Consider the following 23270-nt stretch of genomic DNA (forward strand, 5'->3'; position numbering starts at 1 on the left):
ATTTTCACTTTCTATCACTGATTACGATGAGGCATTGATGGCGATACCCGCTGACATAAAGCGGGGCTTGTGCTTTACGATAGAGATTAAAGAGTTGGCGGGTCGCATCTTCAAAAGATGCACTACTAAATGAAAGCAGATAATCAATTGCGTAATCGGTATCCGTATCCCACCTAACGTTCCACTTTCCATTTCCTGTCGGACATTTTTCTTTTGATACCCACGATTCAAATCCTTTTTTCAAAGAAGTTCCCTTATCAATTTTCCAGACCTTAATTTCAGGTGCCGATTTGATAATGGGTTTAGGTATTTCCGGCGTAATCTGCTTGGTCGATTGAGTAACAGCAGGTGTTACAGGTGGAAGTCTTGTTTTCCCATCTTTACCGATTGTTGCTAATATCACTGGTTTATCAGATAAAAGTTTTCCTGTTGCCGTCGTGACTGGCGCTGCCGTTTGTGTACTATACTTAACAAAAACTGCTTTTTTGGTTTCGCTAATATCAGCTACAAGACCATAACTGGTAAGCATTTTTCGGAGCACATGAGGCCATTGATCATTGCCAGTCCATGAAACATTGCTCCGGAAATTCTGAGAAACATCAGGCGAGAGTTTTACACCCCATGATACAGGTACAATCTTACGCACGGCTGTGTATAAAGGAATGTGTTTCCCATCATCGGTAACGAAAGACGTTTTACTGTAGTTCCCTTGTCTTGTTGTTAATATTGTTGCTGGCATCGGCTGCGACATAATGTCTACCGCACTACTTTGATGAATTTGACTAGAAGGTATTTGAGATACGACAGGTTCAAAACTTACCCAGTCTCCCTCTGGTTCAGAGAGTTTAGGTGGTGAACTACACGCCGATAATGCATTAGTAATTAAGCCAACCAAGATTATTTTTTTTGTTCGCATATCAAAGCCTTTTTTTAATTTCATCGTCAATGACGGCTGAAAAACTTTCGTTAAACTCAGCATTGAGATGTTGTTCCTTTTTGCGCATAGGGATAACGATTCCGTCCAATTGTTCCCGACTCGCCAAAGGTATATTAGGCCGAGGCATATTTGCCCTTAATTTAAAAACATCTTCTTTATACCAAAAGATTTTCCTTGCTTTTATATTTAAAGGCTTAGTGTCTTTATTACCTTGGATAAAGACAATTTCCTCATCATACGGCATATCGAGTATTTCTTGTGGCAACATTAAGGGTCTGGGTTGTACGGTTCGGTTACGACTTCGACTTTTTTGTTTTCCACCGACATTATCAGAGTACGTTGTTACAGGAACTGTAGTTGTTCCCAGCGCTTTACTGTATTCTTCTGCGGCTGGAAAATCTTGTTTTGCCGGCGCGTAAACAATTTCAACATGAAAGGCATTCATCATTGCATCTGCGGTTTCCCTACCATACATATTCCTGGCCCGTAATTGTGCTTTATTCTGGAATATAAAGTTAAATCTAAATCCATAACCGCGTAAAAGTGCAGGCGCATTTTCAAATGCTTTAATTCGTCCCATGACTTTTGTTTCATCCATAAACATACCTATCTGGTATTTAAGACGAGGTTCACCATTTTCATCAAAGCCGCCATCCTCTGGTAAAACCTTTGAATTAGCCCCCATTAATTGAGTGAAAAACAAATTCATGAGAGTACCAAATTTATCTACTGCATCATTAGTGACGGAAAAATAAACGCTCATTTTTCTTTCACGCATTTTAGAAAAATCGATATCGTTTCCTGAAACAGCCCATGCCACTTTCTTCTCACCAAACATCCCCAAAACTTCGGAGAGGATATCCATATAGATAGACCACGATTTCGGGTTTGAAGATATGGATATGATATTCATCATTTCCCGAATGCATTCAGAAGACAGCGCCCGATCTTCGTTATCCCTTGCCTCAATGGTATCTTCTACCCATTGAGGCAAATCTTCACCCAAGCTGGTTATTTCGTACACCTGTGGAAGCGTGAGTGGCAATTCAGGTGTTTCCATCAGGTACAGCACCAGAGCTGAGAAGATCTTACCGGCGTTATTGTAGAAAGCCTGGTTCTCAGGGTTTGGTGAGACAAAAAGTGTAGTGGCTATGGTTTTGATATCGGCGAAACGTTCCAGCTCATCACTAGAGAGATAAAACAACGGGTTCCAGCGATGAGTTTCCAGTAGTTCAGGAGAAAAACGATAACACTCATGGCCACAGGCAGCACGAAAACCCGATGTAATGTTCCAGTTTTCGAATTTAGGGTCATTCACCGCAACTGAATCAGGAAATGACAACAGATTAGGAATAACAAAACTCACCCCTTTACCACTCCCCGGTGGGGCAGCCAGAAGAATAAAGGTCTGACCGTATGATGTAAGAAAAATGTTTTTAGTGGGATGTTTACCAATTATGATACTTGGATATTTTTTCTTTTTACCTTTACTCATAGCGGAATCCTTTAATCCGGTAAAATTTAGTTGTAATCGCCTTTATAGTGAAGAGGTTCAAGCTCTCGGTTATTGGCAAATCGGGCATTACCATAAAGTGAATTTTTTTTTGGCATGAAGTACAACCAAAGAAAAATAATTGCCACAAACACAGGTAAGAACACTATCCATGCAGCCAGCACACTGCCCCATACAGCACTAGCGAAATCTGGATGTTTAAAAGGTAAATGTACACCATTATATAATGACCACCATGTCACTTGACTGACTGGCACATCGGACAAATAAAGATGTAGTGCCCCACCGGAATAGTTACCAATCACAACACAAACGACAACTGCCAATATCCATATAGTTATACCAAAGAAGAATGTTTTCATAATTACCGCCCAGAGACACCATTTAAAAGTCGGTTCTTAATTTCAGGTTCATAATGAACTTCTAATATCCTTGTATGTTCCATATAAAGGACGATATCAAATGACGTTCTGACTCGCCGCTCTATATAGTCATAATCAAGCCCCATCCCGACCGGAGACTGCTTGATCATCCCGCAAACACGACCATAGCCAGAAAGCGTGTCGTTGGCATGAGCCGTTGTTATAGTGCCGGGATGCCCTGTATTCAACAGTTCCATAAAATCCCAGGCTTCATCACCTGTCAGCTCGGACAGAAAGATATGATCCGGCTTCATGCGTAGTGAACACGAAACAAGCTCTTTTGGGGTAATAATATCGCCGTAGATTAAATGAACATGATTTGGATGAAGTGGTAGTTTTAATTCATTTACCGCTTCAATAGTCAGCATTCGACGATGAATAGGGAATAAATCAACTAATGCTTTAGCAAACGTTGTCTTACCAGAACCCGTTCCGCCAAAAATAATAATATTCAGTTTCCTTTCAATCGCCAGAATAAAGAAATTTACCCAATCTTTCTTTTGATGGTAACTCTTCAATATTATTTGCCATTCTTCTAATTCCTGCCCTTTATTCTCAATCGCACGAGCATTCTCAAATCGCCCACTATCTACATACCCCTGCAAAGTAAACCTATCCAGTGAAGGTTTACGGAATGTCATAGATATTGTTCCTTTCTCACATGCAGGAGGAATGACAATCAAGCCACGTTCGTTATCCGGTAATTCAATAGTTTTGATTGGCGATTTAGTTGTAAGGCTTTGGTTATTATAAGCAGCTAGAGAATTTGCCAACTTCATACAAAGGATATAATCAAGATTAGGTTTATCTTCCCTTACCCATCCAGTTTCATCTTCAAGCCATATTTCCCCTGGTCTATTAATTGCCACATCCCTAATACCCGGCCGATTCAAACACTCATGCACACCGCTTTGATTAAGGAAATCTCGTGCCAATGCGGCATGATCAAAACTCATGAATTACCATCTCTGCATTAGTATTAGCTGATATTATCGTGTCGGAATGTCCTGCAATCAGGCACTTCATAAAAATCCAAGTTTCGATAACATTTTCAAACATAAATTTTCTTGCGTTGTATTGTGCCATTTAAATCACCTTACCGATCTTGTCTTGAATACTGATGAGAAATTCACATCCTGCGCAACGATCACATTAATAACGGTTCCAGGAAGTACATAACCCGTCGGCGGAATATTAATGCTATTTTCCAGCGCTTTGGTTGCCATGTTTTCAGCATTGCGCTCGCTATTATCAAAAGAGTAGGTAGAGTCGTTGCGTTTAGTGGCATTGGCGGCACTCGCAAAAGCATCCTGGATAAAGGACAACATCACCGCACCACCAAAACGTTTCCCATAATGATTATCGACATAGGCTTCTGTGCCACTTTCCCCCATAGCACCAGTACCAAGAGCATTAAGGCTAGCGCGAACCCCTGCGGTTGTTTCGAGGTCTGTCCAGGTTGTAAATACGTGGGTTTGTCCTGGCCTTATCTGAACCTTCTGTTCACCATCCAATTCAGCCCCAGCTTCAGCAATGATCACGCTACCGTCTGACGAGTAAAGCGGTTGTGTGAGTATGCATTTAACAAATCCAGGGTGATCCGTTTTTACCGCGGTATACAGCGCACAGCGCAGGTTTGATTTACGTTTCAGAAGAAATTTACGCTCTGGCGAGAGATACGCGCCAGTCGGGGTATAACGGGAACCGTTAAGATCAGAGATATCGCCTCTGGTATTATCTTTTGGAACACCCATGTTTGCAGATCCATCCACATCAGGCATCATCGGTTCGGCCTGAGCATAAGAACGAATACGCTGCTCGTCAGCATCACTACTGGTTGATTGTGACTGGCTGTTTTCACCACCGCCAGTTTCCTGAACAACAATACCCCCACTGAGTTTTCGTAAATATGCTGGGCTTGGTTGTTCTGGATCTGCTATTGCATTTGTCTTACCGATTTGCGGGGGATTGAGGGCTGAGTCTTCCTGCTTTTTCTGTTCCTCTTGCTGTCGCCTTTTGAGGATCTGCGCTCTTTTCTTTTGAATATCATCATCGGTGATAGGCTTTGCCGCCAATGCAGCATCAGCTTTAACTTTTGATTCATCAACTTTATTAGGATTATTTGCTTTCATAGCCTGAAATGCAGAATAGAAAATAACGCCAAGCGCCATAAAAAGGAAAAGTACCCCTCCACTAATAACGAGCAAAACTTTAGCTTTAGGTTTTCGGTCTTTTTTTACTCCCAAAAGATTAAAATCGCCACGAGGTGTATTTTTTGTGGATTCGTCAGCATTATTGTTTTCTGACATTTATCGTCTCCCTAACTTCACCGGTAGTCGTGCCGTTATAATTATAAAAGCCAGTATTGTTAACATTAGTCCTTACAGCGAGCACCAATTTATTCAATCGCAATTTATACATTGCACTCACGCTGTGAATAACCAAAATGTCATTTACGTTATGGAAATTAACAAGCGTTTCAGTTCCATCAGGAAGGACTTCATAAACAACGGGACGAGGTGCATTTGTCGGGAACCTCATACACGTGAAAGTACCATTATCCCAGACCTCAGAAGGGGAAATAATGAGGTCGCCTTTCTTCTCATAACGGCGGTTTTCTCTACCAGAACATGGATTCTGATTTAATTGACGATCAATAAATGGGCTTTCACCCACTTTCGGGGGTTTCGGATAATTAAAGCGTAATAAGTAAGTTGTTTGTGCCACATCCTTCACTAACTTTAATTCCAGAATATAAGTACGTCTGTCAGTATTAATAATGAAGTTTGTATTAGGGTCCTGGTCAGTCTTGGGCTTTATCGTCACTCTATCACCTGATTTATTCGGACCGACCTCCCATGCGTCAGGATCTCCCATCGCCATCATCCCCGTATCACGTCTGATGGTTTCTCCGGGTTCAAGTTGCACTATCGTTGCCCGACCAACCGAAGCATTCACCCGAAAGACGTTATCTGGCGAGTAGGTCGCCGTCTGAATGCGTTTATCCAACTGAGATCCCTTCCCAACAGTTTCAGCATGAATCACAGATGCATAAGCCGTGAGGATACAGAACGCCAAAAAGTGTATTTTCATCGTTAATATCCTACCTCCTGGCTTAACTCATACGAGCGCACAGCAAAGCCCCTAGGGTTAAGCCAATCATCTTTTTGCACTTTTGGCGGTTTGCCGTAATCAAATGAGAGCGTAGCAAGCCATTTTGTTGCAGGTATTTCCTGAACAGGAACGCCAGCATCATCGAGAATGGTTTTCGTAAATCGTATTTGAACTGTTCCGTTATGCTTGTCTTTATCTCTTTGAGAAAAAATGATGTTGTTTATATCGACTCTGATTTGCCGTTTATCACCCAACTGTTCCATATATCCTTTTTTGGATAACTGGAAGTTTTTATACTCGGTAAATGTTCCCGGATAAGACATTAAATCGACAATATGGTAACGAGAGTCTTGCGTAGAAAAATTATAACTCTCTCGCTGCCGCACATAAGTTGTAGTCCAGAATGAATCATCACGTTCATTAGCATCATTATCTCCTCCGTATTTAACAATATCGGTATAACCTGAGTTGTTATCGACACGAAGAAGATATGGTTCTACTGTTTTTAATGGAGTCAAACCAAGAACGGCACCAATTGACATGAAAGTAATAACACCAAAAAAGATACTTAATCGTTTAGCATTTTTAGTTTTTTTCTTTTCCTCTTCTGCCACATGCTTCTCAAACCATAGTGCGGCTTGCGCGTAGGCACGACTAGCCTCTCCTATATTTCTGCCTTGTTCGGGTGAGAGATTGTCTTTTCCTTTTTCAATATCATAGGCTTCTTTTATTACTTCCTTTTTTCTATTTCCAAACATATCAATCTCCAGAATGGTTATTAGCCGTGAACTTATTAACATTAATCCATTCATCAGCATGTATGTTTTTATCCATATGCGAACTACAGCCAGATATAATGAATAAAGATGCTAACAACCATAAACAAAGTCTATTGGTCATAATAAAATTCACTATTCAGATTAAGATACAGAATAACTGTTGATATTAGGCGGGACGGATACGATTTCTAAACGCTCTAGACATTCGGGTTGCAGCTCCTAATCCAGTACCTTTCATTAGCAATTTCTTGAGTCCATGAACGCCACTCGGAGAGCCACCCATTACAGTTGCTGCATAGTTTGGTATTTCCGATGCTATAGCACTAAACGTACCAAAGTAAAATAAGAGTGCAAATGCACCACCAAGAGAACTATCTACTTCTCCATTCGTTATAACAAAACTATTCAGGAAGTTGATCTCAAGTGTAATAGCCACGCCAAATATCAACTGCGTCAACATAAAACCACCAAGTAAAGATACCCATCCCCAAAAATACTGTCTTGTTTGATCAAAAAGACCAAATGCTATAAATAACGGACCAATAATAAGAAAAAGAGATGTAGATACTTTCAATGTCATTAAAGTTGCAACGCAAAGTGCTAAAAAGGGGATACCACCAATTAGCATAACTAATATCGTTATTACTGCAACAGCCGTAGTCTTAAAATTGGTTATAGAAAAATCAGTGACATTTACATAATTAATAACTCCATTTAAGAAACTATTTATTAAAGTATCCACTTGATTATTGCCTACTACTCCGTTTGATAATTGTTGTATAGCCCAAGTTGGCATTCCATTAACAAACGGGACTACTACATTCATGTACCAATCAACATTAAAGGCACTAAATATAATAAAGGCTGATTTTATAGCGTTAAATATTTCGTCTTGAAGAACACTATTAAACCCTTTGAAATACCATGACAGCACATTAAGCGTTCGATCTATCGCCCAGAACGCCCCAAAAAGGGAACCGACACCAATCATTAATAATGTGGTGCCGGTTGATATAGTTCCTGATAGAGAGTTATCGACTGTCTGGTATAGAGTTTCTGCAATGTGCAACTCTATCGCCATATCTACTCCACTTGTTTTTCATAGATCCTATTAGATTTATGAATTTTGTTTTTTTCTAAGTACATGGTCTCAATACCGTTTGCCGTAGAAATAGTCGAAGCATTATCAATTTTCCAATCGGATTCCTGAGTAAACCAAGTACCGTTGTTCAAAAACTTACTAACAACATGGCAGGTACTATCTTTACAAGTGATGGTCATTCGTTCGTCCATCCACTTCAACAATGGCTTTCCTTCTGAGGTACTCACCGCTTTCCAGTTGCCAATAAATTGTTCACCGCTATCGTTACAACCGGAGAGCGCCAGTGTCCCTAACAACAGTCCAGATAAAAGAAATACTTTTTTCATCTTTTTTTCCTGAGTCATGTATATAAAGTATAGGGGATCACAAATCGGCTCATGGTGTCAATTGCCAGTAGGTAATTTTTTGGTCTTCCCTACGGCGTAATCCCATAAATCCTGTGCTCTCTTCTTATCAGCGAGTTTTTCTTGCTGATGGATCAGCAATTGCATGTTTTGGAGTTGCATTTGTTGGTTCTGCAACTCCAACTGCTCCTGTTGTAGCCGCAACGCTAGTTCTCCACGTTGTTGTGGCGTCTGTACTGTGTTGAGTTTCTGACGGAGCTGTTCAGCGTTTTTTATACGCTGTGAGGCCGCATTATACATATCTTCAAACGCTCCAGCTTGGGATAACAAGTGATCAAACGATTTCTGTACGTTGGGGTCACTGGACGTTAGGCCATAACGATTGCGCAAATCAGTCAACTTCTTTGCATTGGTGTATATATTGTTCCAATCATTAAGCGGTAATACTTTGTTAAGCAGCGGATCATTCAAGAAGTTACCCAACTGGTCGTTACCCGTTACCAGACCTTTGTAATGATCATACTGATTTTTAGCCTGCTGAATCGCCTCCTTCGTTTTATTCAACTGTACTAGAGCTTCATCTGCCTGTTGTTTAGCATTTACCACCAATTGAGCGATATTCGCCACATCGATAGTTGGTATACCCGATGCCGTAGTGATAACTGGTGTTAAGCCTATTCCCAATGCGATCGCTATTGCTATTAGACTTTTTTCCATTTTCATCCTTATTTATTATTAATACGCTGCATTTCGTCCAGAAACTCACCAACCCATATTTTAGGGTCATTCGTTCCCAATTTTTCCCTAATACTGGAAGCAATATGGACGTTACCTTCCTTTCCTATTGTTGTTGATAGAAGAGGAAGCCAATATTTCAAATCATCTGTCATATCAAATGACAGCACAGTAGATTGCTGACCTTGTTTGATAAGAAATTCACGCGCTAACGGGTTCAGCCTAGACACTATGTCAAATTCCTTACCCTTTATATTAAACTTTTCATATTCTTTCGCGTCCGCCTGGTCATTTGCTAACCATATTTGAGTGACTACCTGCTGAATTACAGATGCACCATGAGTTGATTTACTGAGATCATCAGGTTGCTGAGTATCCATAGTCAGTATTTCTCCTCTGGTTCGACCTGCTTTTAATATTTCCTTGATTGCATCCGCTGTACTGTCAAACGAGAGAGGAATCCAGCACTCAGCAATAATATTTAGGAGCATATTTGCCGATTGATATTGATGCATAAGTCGTTTTAGGAAAAACATTGTGTTCAGAAATATCTCCACCATTTCGAGATTTTTCGTGAAAAATGTTTTCTGCATGATACGGGTACAATCAAAAGCAAGTCTGCGGAATTTTTTAGGGTCAAAAAGGTTCACTGGTGCATCACAAACCCATGCATAGCGTCCTTCCGAACTATCAGGGCAGACACGGCACCATTTCCGCAAGCGTACATGAAGACAATTCTCATCCTCTGTCTGGGCAATGTTTTGCAGAAGCAGCGACATTCCTCGGTTCTCAACCACAGAGTGTGAAAGTACGGCCTCAATAGACTGTTTAATTTGGTTCTCTTCGGCATCATTACAGTCACCAGCCATTGTCTGAACCATATCGAACAATTGGCTGCGCAGCTCTGGGGTGTCTTCCAACTGAAACAGATTAATGCCTGTCGATACCCCTGGCTTTATCACATAATACTCTGTCGATAATGCTCGCAATAGGTTTTCAAACGAATGGTTGTAATCCAGACAAAATAAGAGAGGATCCCAACGACTAGCGAAGACAATTAATTCAGCTTCAAGAGTTGTTTTACCCGCTCCTGTCTTACCAACAACGGAAATATGGCCAGGCAGACGCTCACCTGTATTATTCTTTCCTACTGGGCTGTTATGAGCGTTAAAGAAGTACAAAGCATCATTCGCTGAACGAAACGGCATCCAAGCTTTACCGTCACCAGGCGGGTTCCCTTCTGCTTTCCCCACTGGAGAAGCATGTAAGGAAAAACCGCTGGCCAAGTTCTCTGTTGATTTGGGAACCGGGTACATTGCGATAGTACAACCAGGAAACAGAGAGTAATAAGAATCGTCGTTCGTTACTGTGGAACGGATAAAACGGGTATCTCTCGCAGAAAAAATGGAATCCAAAGTAGCGCCGTTATCAATGGCTTTTTGTGGGGTATCGCCATAAACGATAAGAGCCGCATGATAGCGTCCGAACATCTTCTCGCCCTGAGTAATGCTCTGAGTTGCTTCCTCCAATGCTTTAGTTTGTTTTGTTTCACCTTCTGCCGAGATCAGATCCACCGTCTGTTTGGCAAAATTGACCTTAGATTTGTTTCTGTCTTCAAAAATGAAGGTCTGTACTAACGAAAAATCAAACTGCTCTTCAATAGCTTCATCCCACATTCCCGGAACCGTCTTTGAGGGGTAATCTCGCAGATCATATGTAGTGGCATACCTCACCCCACCACTATTGGGACGATTTTCAACATAATCGTAGGGAGCAAAGTTGGTCACACTGTCAATGATAGCATCCCCAAGTCGGGTATCAGAGAGCATGACATCTCTCTCTTCACCGTTAATTAACAGAGAAAAATACCGACCAACCTGTGAGTAAACCGATCCCGCTGCATTTTCCTCTACCCCCAGAACCGAAGGTTCAAATGCACTCAACATCTTCTCAACCATAATGAGAATTTCGTTCATACGGCTGATACCCTCATCTAGTTCTTTATATTTCAAAATGAAGGCCATTGTATAACCGACTTGTCGGTATTTCCCTTTTCGGAAAGGTGCTGTGTAGGTATCAACAAAATCTTGCAATACAGGCAATTCGATTTGGTATTCCGCATCAAGTGATATTGAAGATTTTGTTGTCCATGTTTGAATCATCAAATTTTTTCCTTCTTTCTTTCCAAGAGAAAGAAAAAACCGATTTTCATTGGTGAACATTCTATTCAATTCTGGCTTTTCTTTTGTTCCGTAAGAAACACCTTTAAACCTGACGACACTAATCAAACGTTGCCCCGAAAGCGTAACCATATTTTCATGAACATGGTAATTCATCCACGGCACTCTAATCTCTGGAGATAAACCTTTTTTGCGCAATTCGCCTGCCATAAAATTGATTCCATCGTGGATTGCAAGGAGTTATCAATAAAGCACGCCCGTACACCATATTTCGTATGTAACGCCCCAGCATAAAACGGAGGCGTGTCAGAAAACGACTGTCAGACTCACAAATAATTCTAACTACAATAAATAAGGTGACGGGGATAATTAAAGCAATCAGACCATACCAGCTAAAAAGAGAACAACTGATACCAGTGATAATAATCCCAAGAAAGATAATTCCCAGAAGTACGAACTGCGGAACTCCTTGATAGGAAGCCGTTCGTCCCATTGCATTATAACTTTCAAAGGATAAATCTTCACCATCCATATTATCCCCTGTAATTATCAGGAAGTAGTACCAAACACCTGCCACATAGCAGTGAAGAAGATGACAGCCCCACCGATCCAGATAGCCATACTGAGATCACCGATATAGTCCCAGAATGTCTTCTCATTGTTTCCTGACATACGAGAAATTGCTAAACGGATACCGGAAATAATGACACAGCAAAGTACAATCACGCCTGCTAATGTATATAACCCAATCTGAATATTCTTAGCATACTGAATAAGTGTATCCAGCCAGCCTGTACTGCCACCGGCAGCAAGTACATAGGGTGAAAATGCGAGCATTGAAATAGCCAGTAAAACATATTTCTTCATGGCCTTTTCTCTCGCGTTAGCTTTTATCATCTGTTTTTTCCTCATTAATTTTTTCAGCCGCAGGCTCACTATATTTAGGATATTGCTGTAAAACGTCCCAAGCATCATAAACAGGTGTATCACCCAATGCAGGAACTTTTATATTTGTAGTATTTGCTGCAATGACTCTTTCCACATAACTTGTACTGTTATTTTCTTTCTTAAATCCCCTTGTATAGTTTCCACTGTAATAACATGAAAATGATTTCCTCAATGCCTGTTGCTCTGAATCACCGCTCTTTAATGCTCGTGAATAACAGTCTTTTAAAATATCAGACCCCATTTTCAAGTTCGTACATGGTGAAAATATAGATTCAGCATCTTTTACATCAAAATATTGTCGATTAATTTGTGCCAGACCAATGCTGAAATTGGCATTTCTTTTATCAAGCTGCTTAATCGCATCTAACGCTTCTTCTTTCGTTCGTGGCTGACGACTTAATGGTTTCCCTACAACCCCGATAGCCCAAGGGTTAAAACCGGATTCAGTTTTAACAATGCGGCTTAATGTATCGGGTGCCACATCGGGAGCACACTGAATCGCCAGCGCCAGAAAAGCCGCCGGTGATATCATAATTTCTACCCATTATTGAGAATTTTCTTTTTAGCCTCATTACCGTAGTTCTCAATCAAATAACGCACAAATGCAGAAGCAGCCATAACCTTGCCTCTTTTGTATCCAATTTCTGTGATTAACTCTTCCAATTTTTTACGCGGTTCAGCCGAAACATAAATGTTATTAGAATACTCATTTTTCTTTTCTTGCCTGGTAGATTTGGTTGACATTTTTACTCCATAAATACGAGAACAGTAAGTCGATACGAACAGCGGATTCTTCTGAGTTAAAAATCTTTTCAGCCCGTTTTAAAAACTCATCAGATAAATGCGTTGACTCCATACGTACTGTTCCCAGTGACGGATGGTGCTGTACAATTTTCAATGCTTCAATTTCGTCCTGGTTAAGAGTTGCAACACGGTTTCCGAAACGTACAAAGTCCATTGCGCCAGGCATCTGTTTTATTGCGGTTGTATGAATCTGAGCAGGATTAAACTTTACAAAGATATAGCCAGGAAATGCTGGGGAATTAATTAGCCGGTATGCATTTTTTTTATCTCTCCGTCGTCGTCGTTCTAAAAGAATAGGGCAACATGTTTTAAGTCCGGCTTCAGTAAGATTTTGTAGAGTAGTCTTCCAGGTATTTTCACGGCAACGCAGAAGATACCAGGCAGGGCGCCATACCTGCATAAAGATCTCCTTATGAGATAAGATATTGAATTACTATAGCTAGCGCACTACATCAGCCCCCTGAGTAGTCCGTTTTTTAGTATATCTAAGATTGTTAATTTTTTAATTTTGAGGGTTAACGGAATTTCAGCCTAATAGTTTTGATAGAGTCTCCTTATGAGATAAGATATTGAATTACTATAGCTAGCGCACTACATCAGCCCCCTGAGTAGTTGTTTTTTTAGTATATTTAAGATTGTTAATTTTTTAATTTTGAGGGTTAACAGCCTTTCAGTCTAATCGTTTTGATAGATCAATCCATGCATTATTGATCGGTTTAAACGATCAAACCTATCATGCATTTTTGTCGAAAAACCCCATTCTTTATTAGTTAATCAGTAATTTATTAGTTTATCTATATAAAATAATAAAATTAATATGACTAAACTTTATAAAGACCAATTTTGGAGAAATGGCATGATTGGCAAGCGATTAAAAGCCGCCAGAAAAGCAGCGAAAATGACCCAAACTGAACTGGCACGGTACGCCGGAATCGATGAGCTAACCGTCAGCAGGATCTCTCACTATGAGACGGACACACATAGTCCTAATTTTCAGCAAGCTTGTCGCTTTGCCGATGCCCTGGAAATACCGGAGTGTTATCTGTACTGCCGTGATGATATTCTGGCTCAACATCTTCTATCGATATACAAACGCCATAAGAAATTTAGGTTCAATCCCTCTGAAATTACGGAGTTAGAAAGAGCAGAAGTTCAGTTACAAGCTCTTATTGAAACCATTCATTCTTTACTTAATCGACGAATAGAGATTACACTTGATGAAGATTTACCATCGTCATTAAAGCCATAAAAATCTTTCGGTAATTTGAATGTAGCCCGTACTCTATAAACAGTTAGCATCAACGATAGAATATTTTTTATAACTTATTGCCAGTGGATACGTTAATTATTTCGTTTTCATTATTTTTTTCAAATTCAAATTTTACAATTGGATCTTTGATGTAATAAAACCCGGAAACCGGGTTTTATTTTCATTGCCAAATTCTATATGGCGAACTACCAGAATGTGTATGTCTTTACCATGAACTTTTTTGCGGCCTCAAATCAGGAAAATACAACGGGTCGCCGTCAGTTTAAAAATCATTCGCTGCACTGGGGAACGCCAGCAAATGCAGCGTGGCAGTTTGAGTTATCCACGGGGTTAATTTTATTGAGTAGAACTATTCAGCCCTCAAAAGCTGAATAGTTCGTAGCGGATGGGTAGGTGAACGCGGAGAGAAGCCGTACCCACAATAAAATTAAAACGGTGGGTAACTCAATTTAGAATGATTGGTCAATGCCAATCATTCTAAAAAAGCTAAATTTTTGTAGTCTGTCATTTATCTAATTTAGCATATATTGCTTTCACCCGTTCAGTGACCGGGTATCTGACTCGATGAGCATTACCATAGAAATATCGATTTACCGCCTCCCAAATATCCTCCTCTCTACCCCCGGCGGGGTTCATCAGCCACCAAGCTGCGCCCCGGTAGTTCTCACAAGGTTCGGTCCTGATAGCATCTGTTGTTGATCCGATATGTTCTGCAATTATTGTGATGCTATGCTCTCCTAATCCCATCGGGCCATACTCATTCTTATTTCTAGCACTGTCTATCACTAATGCTTGCCATACTTTCTCCGGCACACCAAATTCATTAGCTGCTTTAACCGCACATGTTGGTATGTCGTTGGCAGCAGCAGCTAACGGGAACACCAATAAAACCAGCCCCCAAATAATCGTTTTCTTCATATATATACTCATTAATGTAAAAACACAGGTTTATCACTCTTGATAAAACCATTATTGACGGCAACTGTGGTTAGTAGCTCCGCCCCTTGAGCCGCTGATAAGTTAGTTCTCATATTCCAACCTAATTTTTATAGAATAGTGATTGCACATTTTTACAAACGAAATCATTTTCGGCTTTGATATTACTGGTTTTTTTTGTACGTATTACTGTTTTTGTTTCTGGCTCTACTTCTGGCGCAAATAGCTCATCAAAATGTAACTGTGACATACAGCAAGATCCCTTAAAACCGCTCCGTTAGGAGCGGGTTACCTAATGTTACGCCCATGCCTTACGCAGCTCTAAACTGCGTAAAAGCTGCCCTAGTGCTTTTGCCTTCATTGAAGGAATGCGAACGGGTTGCTTTTTGCGCTGACACTTACGGATATGACGCGCAAAAGCTTTTAATGTGGGATCAATTTCATATACAGCGAGATCATTGCGTTTAATGCGCTGATGCCTGACTGGACTCTCTGTAAAATTACACTTTACAGTCTGGTGAGTTGGTGTAACTATACTACTCATCATACTCATGGTTGTTTCTCCATGTAGGTTAATGATAGCCGATTGCTGCTCTGGAAAAGTTCAATCGGCACAGGGAGCAGGGGAAACCCTGCTTTTCTCATTTGGTTGTCAGTGTGATGGCCGCATTAATCCGCGACACAATCTGAACATGTGATAACGTGCATAAATCACGAAATTTGAAGTACTTACCGTCCACTTTGGCGTAAATATAGGTCACATTGCCAAAATACATCTCAGCTAACTTGAACGACTCGCTGCCTTTCCTTTGATCACATTGCCAATCTTGTGGAGGTAAAACCGCCAACGCATCCATATAATCTAATAGCGTAATTTCCTGTGGGGCGGTTTTAGCGGCCTGTTCTCTGTCTATCCAGTACATAAGTTCGGCGGTTGCTGTTTTCTGATAATTTTCCGTGATAGTTGTAGATATTGCCTTATACATGCTTACGTTCTCCTGTGTTAAAAATTCAATTCACAACGCCATTGAGATTTTCTTTTTCCCATCTTTTGGAAGATTCTTGAGCGGCGGTGTTGACGTTACGTGTGTTCATACTATTTTTCTTCTCTGTGGCTAAATTCCATCTCTCGGTGAGTTCTCTCGCGGCAAAGGGCGTACTTGCACAATCATTCAGGGGTTTTCAAGGGCGCGAAGCGTTCATATACCCTTGAAAACCCCTGAATGATTGTGCGAGAAATCAGCCCTCTGCGTGAGAACTGACTGAGAGAGGTGATGACACTGAAATTGAGTATGAACACACCCGACACGGAGGAACGATGGGGCGTCCTTGTAGTCCAACTTGTTGGACAGTGAAAGCGGCACAACCGGATTATTACCCGGTTGTTGCAAGCGGGGTTTTAAGGCCGTGTTAAGCATCGCTTGGTATCCGATAGGACAGAGACACATAGTGGCTCTGCGGAGCTTATCGCTCGTTTTTCTGGGCGATTAGCGTAGTCCAGGCGACACTTTCCCCTCTTTTGGGGAAAGTGCCTTTGGTGCCCCGTAGTTCACGTTTTAGGTTCAAACGTGTTATAAACTACCTCGTAATCAGTAAACTTCTTTTCACGCCTTATCAGAATAATGAGAGCGACATTTTTTGCTATCTTATTCATAACCATAATATTTTCAATTTCAGTGAAAGGCTGTGCAGACTCTGATAATGGCCACCATAGATTATGATTACTGCCGCTGAGTAATCCATGATTACAAAAATGAACTCCAAACCCCGAATCTAATTCACTAACAATAACGGTTACCCTTTGGCGAACTGAAAACACTTCATTATTTTCTTGGTTATTATTTTTCATCTTAATAATCCATTTCATTTGTCGGAAATGATACAATTTCAATAGAAATAATGGGTAAATCAATATAATCCAACACCTTTTTATGTGTTGTTTTTATTATTATCTCATACATATTTAATCTCCTTAAAAAAAGGAAATTAAATTACCTTGAATAGCGCCTGTCACGGCGCTATCAAATTTAATTTTATAGATATTTAAAACGGAGGATCACTTTCAATTAGTGGAAAATCTTGACCTTGAGGAACAGGAGCCAGTACAGGATTGCTTTTAGCTTTCTTGCTTGTTCCTTTGCCCTTAGCTTTTATTTTACCTGTGCCAGTGTCACTTTCAGCCTCATAGAATATTGGTGTTTCCTGTTCTGGTGCGCTTTGGTTGCTGCCAAAGTTACGTTCTAATACTTGGAATCGCCCATTTCGGTTAATCACAATCTCAGTAGTATAACGAACGGTGTCAAGATTATCTGTCCAGCTACGTGTTTTTAACTGCCCCTCAACATAGATAAGCGTACCTTTACGCGCATACTCACCTGAGATCTCAGCTAGTTTTCCATAAATTACAATCTTGTGCCATTCAGTGTTTTTTTGTATTTCCCCTGTTTGCTTATTAACCCAAGTTTCAGAGGTAGCTAAACTCAGATTCGCAACTGCATTCCCATTAGGAATATAACGAATTTCAGGATCTTTGCCTAAATGACCAATAAGAGAAACTTTATTTAAACTTACCACAATATATCTCCTACTCAGATGAGATTGTAAAATCAATATATTCAAAAACACTTATTAACAAAAAGAGTATTTTTAATAAAAGCGGGATAACCCGCCTTTATTAATAGAAGTTATTTATTACAAATAATAAACACCCTCGGTGCAACCATCATCATTTAAAATATATACTGCGACGGGCAACCCATTTTGAAAAATAACAATTTTTTTATTGTTATTGGGGACACTAACAGCCTGCAAGCCATCTAACATATACCATACTGGGAAAATACGAATAGCATCGTATGTGCCCGCACTTTTAAGATAAGATACAATATCTTCAAACTGGGATGGGGTAAGATCGGACATGTTCTCTTTCATAATTATAACACCTACGTCAAGCGGGACGTTACCGTGAATCAGCCCTGTTGCTGTTTCAATGCCTATATTATACGACCAAATAGATAAAATGACAATATTATTTATTAAAAAAAATAAATTCCAATATTTTTCAAGATATCTTATTTTTATTTAAGAAAAATTTCCTCGATGAATTAATATAGCCTATGCGTTGTTTAATTTCCATTCGTGACATTATTCGATCTTGCAATGCCCAACCAGAACGCATAATAACACCATGCGATAGAGTAGTTACCACGGCAACATCAAGCGATAACAATCGATAATTACACCCTTTTTCAAGGCGAAAGACTTCACTAATCACATAGTGATCACCTAAATTACTCACCAAACACTGGCCTATCTTCAAAATTTGTATACTCATTTTTTATTTTCCTACGCCAAACGGGGCGTTACCGTGACTCAGCCCGATTGCTGTTTCAATGATTATATTATACGACCAAATAGATAAAAAATAAAGTAATTAATTATTATTTAAGTTGTTATTATTAATAATTTTTAATACGCACACTAAAATAAATATTATTTAAATAAAGTCATAATTAAGTTTATCTATTTTCAGTAACTATTTAAATTGCTACCATAGCCAATCTTGTCAAACGCTAAATCGGGGGCACCCTTTAGGGTTCCGATTTAGTGATTGACAACTCACCGATAAAAAACACTTGATCAACGTGGTTGTGAACACGCAGTAGGCGCAACCACTTACCCGACAGGTTTTATTTTTTTAAGGATCTACAGACAGGTAGAGAAGCTAACTCCGGCTATCCGGTTTTACGTATCGCTTGGTATCCGACAGGACAGAGACACACCCCGTGGCTCTGCGGAGCTAATCGCCCGGTTTTTTGGGCGATTAGCGCAGTCCAGGCGACACTTTTCCCCTCTTTTGGGGAAAGTGCCTTTGGTGCCCCAAAAATAAAATCGTTTCCGATGTTATATAGCAAAACACATTACACACCGCCAAAACTCAGCCAACCCACTCGTTATGATCCCTCAATTTATTCGGTCGCACCATCTCATCCAACCAACGTTCAATAAAAGAACGATAACTCAACGTTTCTCCCATCTCTTTCATGACGACCCATAACGGCGTTCCCTCGGATAAACAGCGAAGATCAATTTTGGTAAACCGGGCACTCCATGAAAGCAACATGTTAATGAGATCATCCTCAAATATTCCCTGCTTATTTTGTCGGTGATACCATGCCTGTAATTCACTCGGCGTAATATAAGCCAATTCTATGTTAGCTTGTGCGAGTTTACTTTGATACCGCAGCCGCTTTTTCTGGCGCTCTTTTTCTCTTTGTCGGTTTGCTATTAAATTCTTGGTATCGGTAATCCGATTCCGACGTTCTTGCAACTTATATTTTGTCGCGGGGAAATATTGATCAACCGTACTACTTGAAAGCGGTAACAGACAAATTTCCCCCTGACTTTCAATCAATATATCTAATGCTGATATGTATGCTTCCTTATTCTGACGCTCGCGGGGATTTACTGGATAATCAGGAAGCGCACGTTTCATATTAACAGACGTTATTGGGCCTTTTTGATCTGTAATGATGGTTATCAATGCTGAAGCATAAGGATAACGTTTCAAACGCTTTCCCCTTTTTTTCTTATCTTCGACCAATATAATGGCCCGTGACGCTGCATAGTGAAAGTGGTTAACAGGCACTAAGGCTAAATGATTAGGGATCATCTTCATGGTGACTACACCGCCCTTTCAGGCGGTGCCTCCGTCTTATTCTGCGGCTGAGTTTTCGGTGTTAATGTCAGTTTTGAAGCAGTCAGGGAGCCAATGTTTATTTTTAAATAGATCTTCTGCCAGTTCAGCAGCATCCCCTTTTTTCATTTTTCCTGCATCGATAGCCGCACCGGTAAAGCCTCCATCTATCAGACAATCAATGATTTGATCTTTACTAATACGCCCGAAAAAATTCGCCTGAGTTGGTTGCCACCACTGAGATAAATCAAACTCAATCAGAGCCTCAATAGGTTCAAGAGAGGAACCAATTTTGTTATGAGAACAAGTCACATATTGAGCACCAGAAACAGTATTAGCAGTACAATATGCAAGCAATGAAATCAGTTTCTCCTGTGGCCATTCCAGCAACCAATTACCACTGTTTTTCCAGTTTTCCGGGAATTGACTGATCCAATGTTCATGTTGTTCTCTAAGCAAAGACAATGCTTTGCTCTCGCGGGCTGTGGGAGCATTATCCAGTAATGTTACCCTGCTAAGTTCGAAGATAATATTAAGGTGTTTTATGTAATTACTCGCTGAGGAAGCAAAATTCTTTTTTACAGCATCATGAACGAGCAGAACCAGAGCCACATGAGAATGTTGTGTCAATGCCGCTTGTACTGCCAACGTGCGCTCGGAAGATAAACTTTTAGTTAATGCCGCGCTATAGCCTTTGTTTTGTGATTGCTCGGCACTTGCTTCACCTACGGCTTTATTTTCTGGTTCAATATCTTGATCAGTATCGGCTATTTTTTCTTTTTCAGTGGTTGACAACGCAACAACACCCCTATCGACTTCAATACAGCCGCCATTGATAGAGACAAATACGCCTTTTCCTGCTTTTTCTTCCGGCGTCCACGCTAAGATTTCGGATTGATTCACAATATGTTCTAGCTGATCATCACGCTCACGAGAAAGCCGGTATAATTCATTGCGTTTAGATTCCTCCTCCTCTGAATTCGCTAACCTATCCGCTTCTTCTGCTAACTCTTTTGCTTCATCATAAGCCACTTTTAAACTTTCAACGATTTCGCCATTTTCTGGCTCACTATGTACATATTTTCCTGCATCATCAGAATATACCCGAAGCGGTGATATACGCGCCTGTGACCAGTTCCAGCCTTCAATACGTGCAATTTCAGTCGCAATATAATTCAGTTTTTCATTTGCCAGTTTTTCTAACAATGGCAGATTTTCAATAAAGCCAGCATCTGTAAACAGATCGATTTCTAATGTGCCGCCTGACTGTTCATATTCTTTCTGGCCCACTAATTCGAACAAAGCATTACCCGCAACGGGTGATTTGTCTTGTGTTATGATTTGTCGTAAGCGATAAGGTTCTTTTTCCCAGCTACTGGAGTTATTCCAGACATCAATCTGGCGCTCATGATCATTGCTGACAGATAACGCCTGTAACTGTTCCAGCGTGATGTTATCGTTCGCCAGCTCTTCTAACAGTGCAGGTGCCATTTGCGCCAAACGAAGACACTTTTTAACATGGCGTGTGGTGTAGCCCAACAGGTCAGCAATAGCGGCTTCTTTGTACCCTTTCCGGTTTAGTTCTCCGAATGCAATAAGCTGATCGGCTGGATGCATAGCCTCACGCTGGCTATTTTCGGTCAATGAGATAATCAGGGCATCTTCTTCACTGACTACTTTCGCCGGAACCGTGTAGGATTGATCAATCAGTTCCTTTTGTAATAACGTGTTGAGGGCTTGTAAACGTCTTTGCCCCGCGGCTACGCCGTATTTGCCATTTCCCAGCACATGAACAACCAGATTTTGTAAAACCCCAACGGCCTGGATACTGTTTGCCAACTCAGTAAGTTTAGTTTCATCATCTGGGCGTTTACGTACATTTAGCTCACTGGGGACTAATTCAGAAAGTGGAATAGAAATAATTTCTACCGCATCTAATGCCTGATATACCTCTGGTGCATCGGTTTTTTTAGACGCAGATTTTGAGGTTTTCGCCGCTTTTTTAGAGACTACATTTTTTACCTGAGCTACTACTGGCTTTTTTGACTTGTTGACAGCTTCGTCTGAGTAGGGATTTTCTTTTGCAATTAACATGATTCAACTCCTACGCCAAGCGGGGCGTTACCGTGAATTGGCCTCATTGCCGTTTCAATAAAAACATTATACGACCAAAAAGAAAAACAATAAAGGTATTTTTATTATTTTTCTTTTTTTTATTAATATAACATTATAAATACATAAACTAATGAAATAAATATTACATGTTAAATTCATTGTAATAACGATTCAATATGCCGCCTCTAGATTTTGGAACTATATTATTTTCATGAATATCAGGTTTATTTTCTGCTCTAATGAATTTATTATTTATCATTAAAGCAGAATAATTTTAAATTTTATCGATTATTCAATTTCAAAAAATATATAGTCCACACCGCCAAAAACCTCATTAAATGGTGAATATTCATTTTTCTTAAGATCTTCATAAGGATTAAAATAACCTGTTTGAAATTTTAAAATAATATTTCCTACTGTTTCCTTTTTTATATTGCTTTCTTCTTTCCAAGTTACATAAACGCTTTCTCTTGACATCCTGACTGAAAACCTCACTTTTGGAAAATGTTTTTTCAGATCTAACCGAATATTTTTTACAGCTTCTTTATAAGCGTATTTGTCACTCACTCTATTTAAATGAGCGTAATCACTATTATTAATCGTTTTTTCTACCGCTTCTTGATGCAATTTTTTTTGTTTTTCTTTCTCTTCCTGCTTCTGGAGTTCACAACATTTCGCATTCTCTAAGAGAGAATCAATTTCATTCTGGCTAACAATCTCATCGTGAATTTTCCACTGAATGCCCCATAAAATGCACTCAGGTAGTCGCTTAGTGGTAGTACCATTATAGAAGACAATATCAAAATCAGCAGAACCGCCAGTACTCACTACGCCGTGTAAGTCTCTGACAGAAGACGGGCTTTGCTCACCATGAATGGCATAAACAACCCCGTTTCCCCAATTATACAGGTCGGTTGATACTACTTGACCGATAACTAATTCAGATTTATCCATTTTATTTACTCCTACGCCAAACGGGGCGTTACCGTGAATTGGCCTTATTGCCGTTTCAGTAAATATTATACGACCAAGTAAATTTAAACAAAAGATCTGCAATATCTATTTATTTAAATAAAGGCGCTCTTTGTGAACGCCATAACATTTCAGTAAAAAGTTAAATATTAACTTCAATCATTTTTATTAAAGTATTCAATGAGTTTATTTCTAAGATACCTACCGCCATTCAATCCATTAATTGTTATTTTCCTTACATAAGCATTACGGGTCGAACTCCATTTAAAAGAGTAATTTCTCAATAAGGATTTAACTTCATCATTTGGACGCTTATCATCTGGGAAAATAAATTTAACTCGATTATCTTCCTTATCAATAGAAAAAGTAAAGTTTTCGTATTCCTCATTAGTTTCTGATACAC

The 23270-nt window shown here is 39.9% G+C and carries 28 protein-coding genes and 2 pseudogenes; 1 reads left to right on the forward strand and 29 read right to left on the reverse strand.

Annotated elements, in window-relative coordinates; genetic code table 11:
• Positions 1 to 4: 4 nt before the first annotated feature.
• The 17 genes from ABLA85_RS10615 to ABLA85_RS10695 form a co-directional block, all read right to left on the reverse strand.
• A complete protein-coding gene (locus ABLA85_RS10615) occupies positions 5 to 940 on the reverse strand; it encodes a TcpQ domain-containing protein (protein ID WP_367963890.1) in 936 nt (311 codons plus the stop codon).
• Positions 918 to 2432, reverse strand: coding sequence for a type IV secretory system conjugative DNA transfer family protein (locus ABLA85_RS10620; protein WP_367963893.1), 1515 nt, complete (start codon positions 2430 to 2432; stop codon positions 918 to 920). The genes ABLA85_RS10615 and ABLA85_RS10620 overlap by 23 nt, the downstream gene beginning before the upstream one ends.
• Positions 2433 to 2458: 26 nt before the next feature.
• A complete protein-coding gene (locus tag ABLA85_RS10625) occupies positions 2459 to 2812 on the reverse strand; it encodes a hypothetical protein (RefSeq protein WP_367963895.1) in 354 nt (117 codons plus the stop codon).
• 2 nt (positions 2813 to 2814) lie between these two features.
• The gene (gene virB11, locus ABLA85_RS10630; RefSeq protein ID WP_367963897.1) at positions 2815 to 3828 is read right to left on the reverse strand and encodes a P-type DNA transfer ATPase VirB11; all 1014 of its coding nucleotides are present in this window, start codon (positions 3826 to 3828) and stop codon (positions 2815 to 2817) included.
• A complete protein-coding gene (locus ABLA85_RS10635; protein WP_367963898.1) occupies positions 3818 to 3958 on the reverse strand; it encodes a hypothetical protein in 141 nt (46 codons plus the stop codon). Before ABLA85_RS10635 ends, virB11 begins: the two co-directional genes overlap by 11 nt.
• Positions 3959 to 3963: 5 nt before the next feature.
• Positions 3964 to 5181: a TrbI/VirB10 family protein gene (locus ABLA85_RS10640; RefSeq protein ID WP_367963900.1), complete on the reverse strand. Its 1218-nt coding sequence runs from the start codon at positions 5179 to 5181 to the stop codon at positions 3964 to 3966.
• Positions 5165 to 5965 carry a TrbG/VirB9 family P-type conjugative transfer protein gene (locus ABLA85_RS10645; RefSeq protein WP_367963901.1) on the reverse strand — a complete coding sequence of 267 codons (801 nt, stop codon included), beginning with the start codon at positions 5963 to 5965 and terminating at the stop codon, positions 5165 to 5167. Before ABLA85_RS10645 ends, ABLA85_RS10640 begins: the two co-directional genes overlap by 17 nt.
• A gap of 2 nt (positions 5966 to 5967) precedes the next feature.
• Positions 5968 to 6744, reverse strand: a complete 777-nt coding sequence (locus ABLA85_RS10650) for a virB8 family protein (RefSeq protein ID WP_367963903.1) — start codon at positions 6742 to 6744, stop codon at positions 5968 to 5970.
• A 187-nt stretch (positions 6745 to 6931) separates the two neighbouring features.
• Positions 6932 to 7846 carry a type IV secretion system protein gene (locus tag ABLA85_RS10655; RefSeq protein ID WP_367963905.1) on the reverse strand — a complete coding sequence of 305 codons (915 nt, stop codon included), beginning with the start codon at positions 7844 to 7846 and terminating at the stop codon, positions 6932 to 6934.
• A 2-nt stretch (positions 7847 to 7848) separates the two neighbouring features.
• Positions 7849 to 8193 carry a hypothetical protein gene (locus tag ABLA85_RS10660; protein WP_367963907.1) on the reverse strand — a complete coding sequence of 115 codons (345 nt, stop codon included), beginning with the start codon at positions 8191 to 8193 and terminating at the stop codon, positions 7849 to 7851.
• 57 nt (positions 8194 to 8250) lie between these two features.
• Positions 8251 to 8928: a P-type DNA transfer protein VirB5 gene (gene virB5, locus ABLA85_RS10665; RefSeq protein ID WP_367963909.1), complete on the reverse strand. Its 678-nt coding sequence runs from the start codon at positions 8926 to 8928 to the stop codon at positions 8251 to 8253.
• 8 nt (positions 8929 to 8936) lie between these two features.
• Positions 8937 to 11336: a VirB4 family type IV secretion system protein gene (locus tag ABLA85_RS10670; RefSeq protein WP_367963911.1), complete on the reverse strand. Its 2400-nt coding sequence runs from the start codon at positions 11334 to 11336 to the stop codon at positions 8937 to 8939.
• Complete coding sequence (locus ABLA85_RS10675; protein ID WP_367963914.1) at positions 11293 to 11658, reverse strand: hypothetical protein; 366 nt, start codon at positions 11656 to 11658, stop codon at positions 11293 to 11295. Before ABLA85_RS10675 ends, ABLA85_RS10670 begins: the two co-directional genes overlap by 44 nt.
• Before the next feature lie 17 nt (positions 11659 to 11675).
• Complete coding sequence (locus ABLA85_RS10680; protein WP_367963916.1) at positions 11676 to 12023, reverse strand: hypothetical protein; 348 nt, start codon at positions 12021 to 12023, stop codon at positions 11676 to 11678.
• Positions 12010 to 12606 carry a lytic transglycosylase domain-containing protein gene (locus ABLA85_RS10685; RefSeq protein WP_367963918.1) on the reverse strand — a complete coding sequence of 199 codons (597 nt, stop codon included), beginning with the start codon at positions 12604 to 12606 and terminating at the stop codon, positions 12010 to 12012. Before ABLA85_RS10685 ends, ABLA85_RS10680 begins: the two co-directional genes overlap by 14 nt.
• A gap of 5 nt (positions 12607 to 12611) precedes the next feature.
• Complete coding sequence (locus tag ABLA85_RS10690; protein WP_367963920.1) at positions 12612 to 12818, reverse strand: hypothetical protein; 207 nt, start codon at positions 12816 to 12818, stop codon at positions 12612 to 12614.
• Positions 12781 to 13278, reverse strand: a complete 498-nt coding sequence (locus tag ABLA85_RS10695; protein WP_367963922.1) for a transcription termination/antitermination NusG family protein — start codon at positions 13276 to 13278, stop codon at positions 12781 to 12783. The genes ABLA85_RS10690 and ABLA85_RS10695 overlap by 38 nt, the downstream gene beginning before the upstream one ends.
• Before the next feature lie 456 nt (positions 13279 to 13734).
• On the opposite strand from ABLA85_RS10695, the pseudogene ABLA85_RS10700 reads away from it, so the two are divergent.
• Positions 13735 to 13971 (forward strand): annotated as a pseudogene (locus tag ABLA85_RS10700) (helix-turn-helix domain-containing protein); the annotation flags it as partial.
• Positions 13972 to 14652: 681 nt separating this feature from the next.
• Here the strand turns inward: ABLA85_RS10700 and ABLA85_RS10705 are convergent.
• The 12 genes and pseudogenes from ABLA85_RS10705 to ABLA85_RS10760 form a co-directional block, all read right to left on the reverse strand.
• Positions 14653 to 15066, reverse strand: a complete 414-nt coding sequence (locus tag ABLA85_RS10705; RefSeq protein ID WP_367963924.1) for a hypothetical protein — start codon at positions 15064 to 15066, stop codon at positions 14653 to 14655.
• A gap of 121 nt (positions 15067 to 15187) precedes the next feature.
• The gene (locus ABLA85_RS10710; protein WP_367963926.1) at positions 15188 to 15334 is read right to left on the reverse strand and encodes a hypothetical protein; all 147 of its coding nucleotides are present in this window, start codon (positions 15332 to 15334) and stop codon (positions 15188 to 15190) included.
• Positions 15335 to 15382: 48 nt separating this feature from the next.
• Positions 15383 to 15631 carry a hypothetical protein gene (locus tag ABLA85_RS10715; RefSeq protein ID WP_367963942.1) on the reverse strand — a complete coding sequence of 83 codons (249 nt, stop codon included), beginning with the start codon at positions 15629 to 15631 and terminating at the stop codon, positions 15383 to 15385.
• Between the two features lie 94 nt (positions 15632 to 15725).
• A complete protein-coding gene (locus ABLA85_RS10720; RefSeq protein WP_367963928.1) occupies positions 15726 to 16070 on the reverse strand; it encodes a hypothetical protein in 345 nt (114 codons plus the stop codon).
• A 563-nt stretch (positions 16071 to 16633) separates the two neighbouring features.
• Positions 16634 to 16933: a hypothetical protein gene (locus tag ABLA85_RS10725; RefSeq protein ID WP_367963930.1), complete on the reverse strand. Its 300-nt coding sequence runs from the start codon at positions 16931 to 16933 to the stop codon at positions 16634 to 16636.
• A gap of 194 nt (positions 16934 to 17127) precedes the next feature.
• A complete protein-coding gene (gene ssb / locus ABLA85_RS10730) occupies positions 17128 to 17658 on the reverse strand; it encodes a single-stranded DNA-binding protein (RefSeq protein WP_367963931.1) in 531 nt (176 codons plus the stop codon).
• 117 nt (positions 17659 to 17775) lie between these two features.
• Entirely contained in the window at positions 17776 to 18015 is a 240-nt protein-coding gene (locus ABLA85_RS10735) for a hypothetical protein (protein ID WP_367963933.1), read from the reverse strand.
• Between the two features lie 130 nt (positions 18016 to 18145).
• Positions 18146 to 18418 (reverse strand): hypothetical protein, encoded by a 273-nt coding sequence (locus ABLA85_RS10740; RefSeq protein WP_367963935.1) that lies wholly within the window; start codon positions 18416 to 18418, stop codon positions 18146 to 18148.
• Between the two features lie 603 nt (positions 18419 to 19021).
• A complete protein-coding gene (locus ABLA85_RS10745; protein ID WP_367963936.1) occupies positions 19022 to 19762 on the reverse strand; it encodes a plasmid SOS inhibition protein A in 741 nt (246 codons plus the stop codon).
• Between the two features lie 36 nt (positions 19763 to 19798).
• The gene (locus ABLA85_RS10750) at positions 19799 to 21874 is read right to left on the reverse strand and encodes a ParB/RepB/Spo0J family partition protein (protein ID WP_367963938.1); all 2076 of its coding nucleotides are present in this window, start codon (positions 21872 to 21874) and stop codon (positions 19799 to 19801) included.
• A 309-nt stretch (positions 21875 to 22183) separates the two neighbouring features.
• The gene (locus ABLA85_RS10755; RefSeq protein WP_367963940.1) at positions 22184 to 22849 is read right to left on the reverse strand and encodes an LPD29 domain-containing protein; all 666 of its coding nucleotides are present in this window, start codon (positions 22847 to 22849) and stop codon (positions 22184 to 22186) included.
• Between the two features lie 173 nt (positions 22850 to 23022).
• Positions 23023 to 23270: pseudogene (locus tag ABLA85_RS10760) on the reverse strand (hypothetical protein); the annotation flags it as partial.

Source organism: Xenorhabdus sp. SGI246 (genome assembly GCF_040838225.1).
GTDB classification, from domain to species: Bacteria; Pseudomonadota; Gammaproteobacteria; order Enterobacterales; family Enterobacteriaceae; genus Xenorhabdus; species Xenorhabdus indica.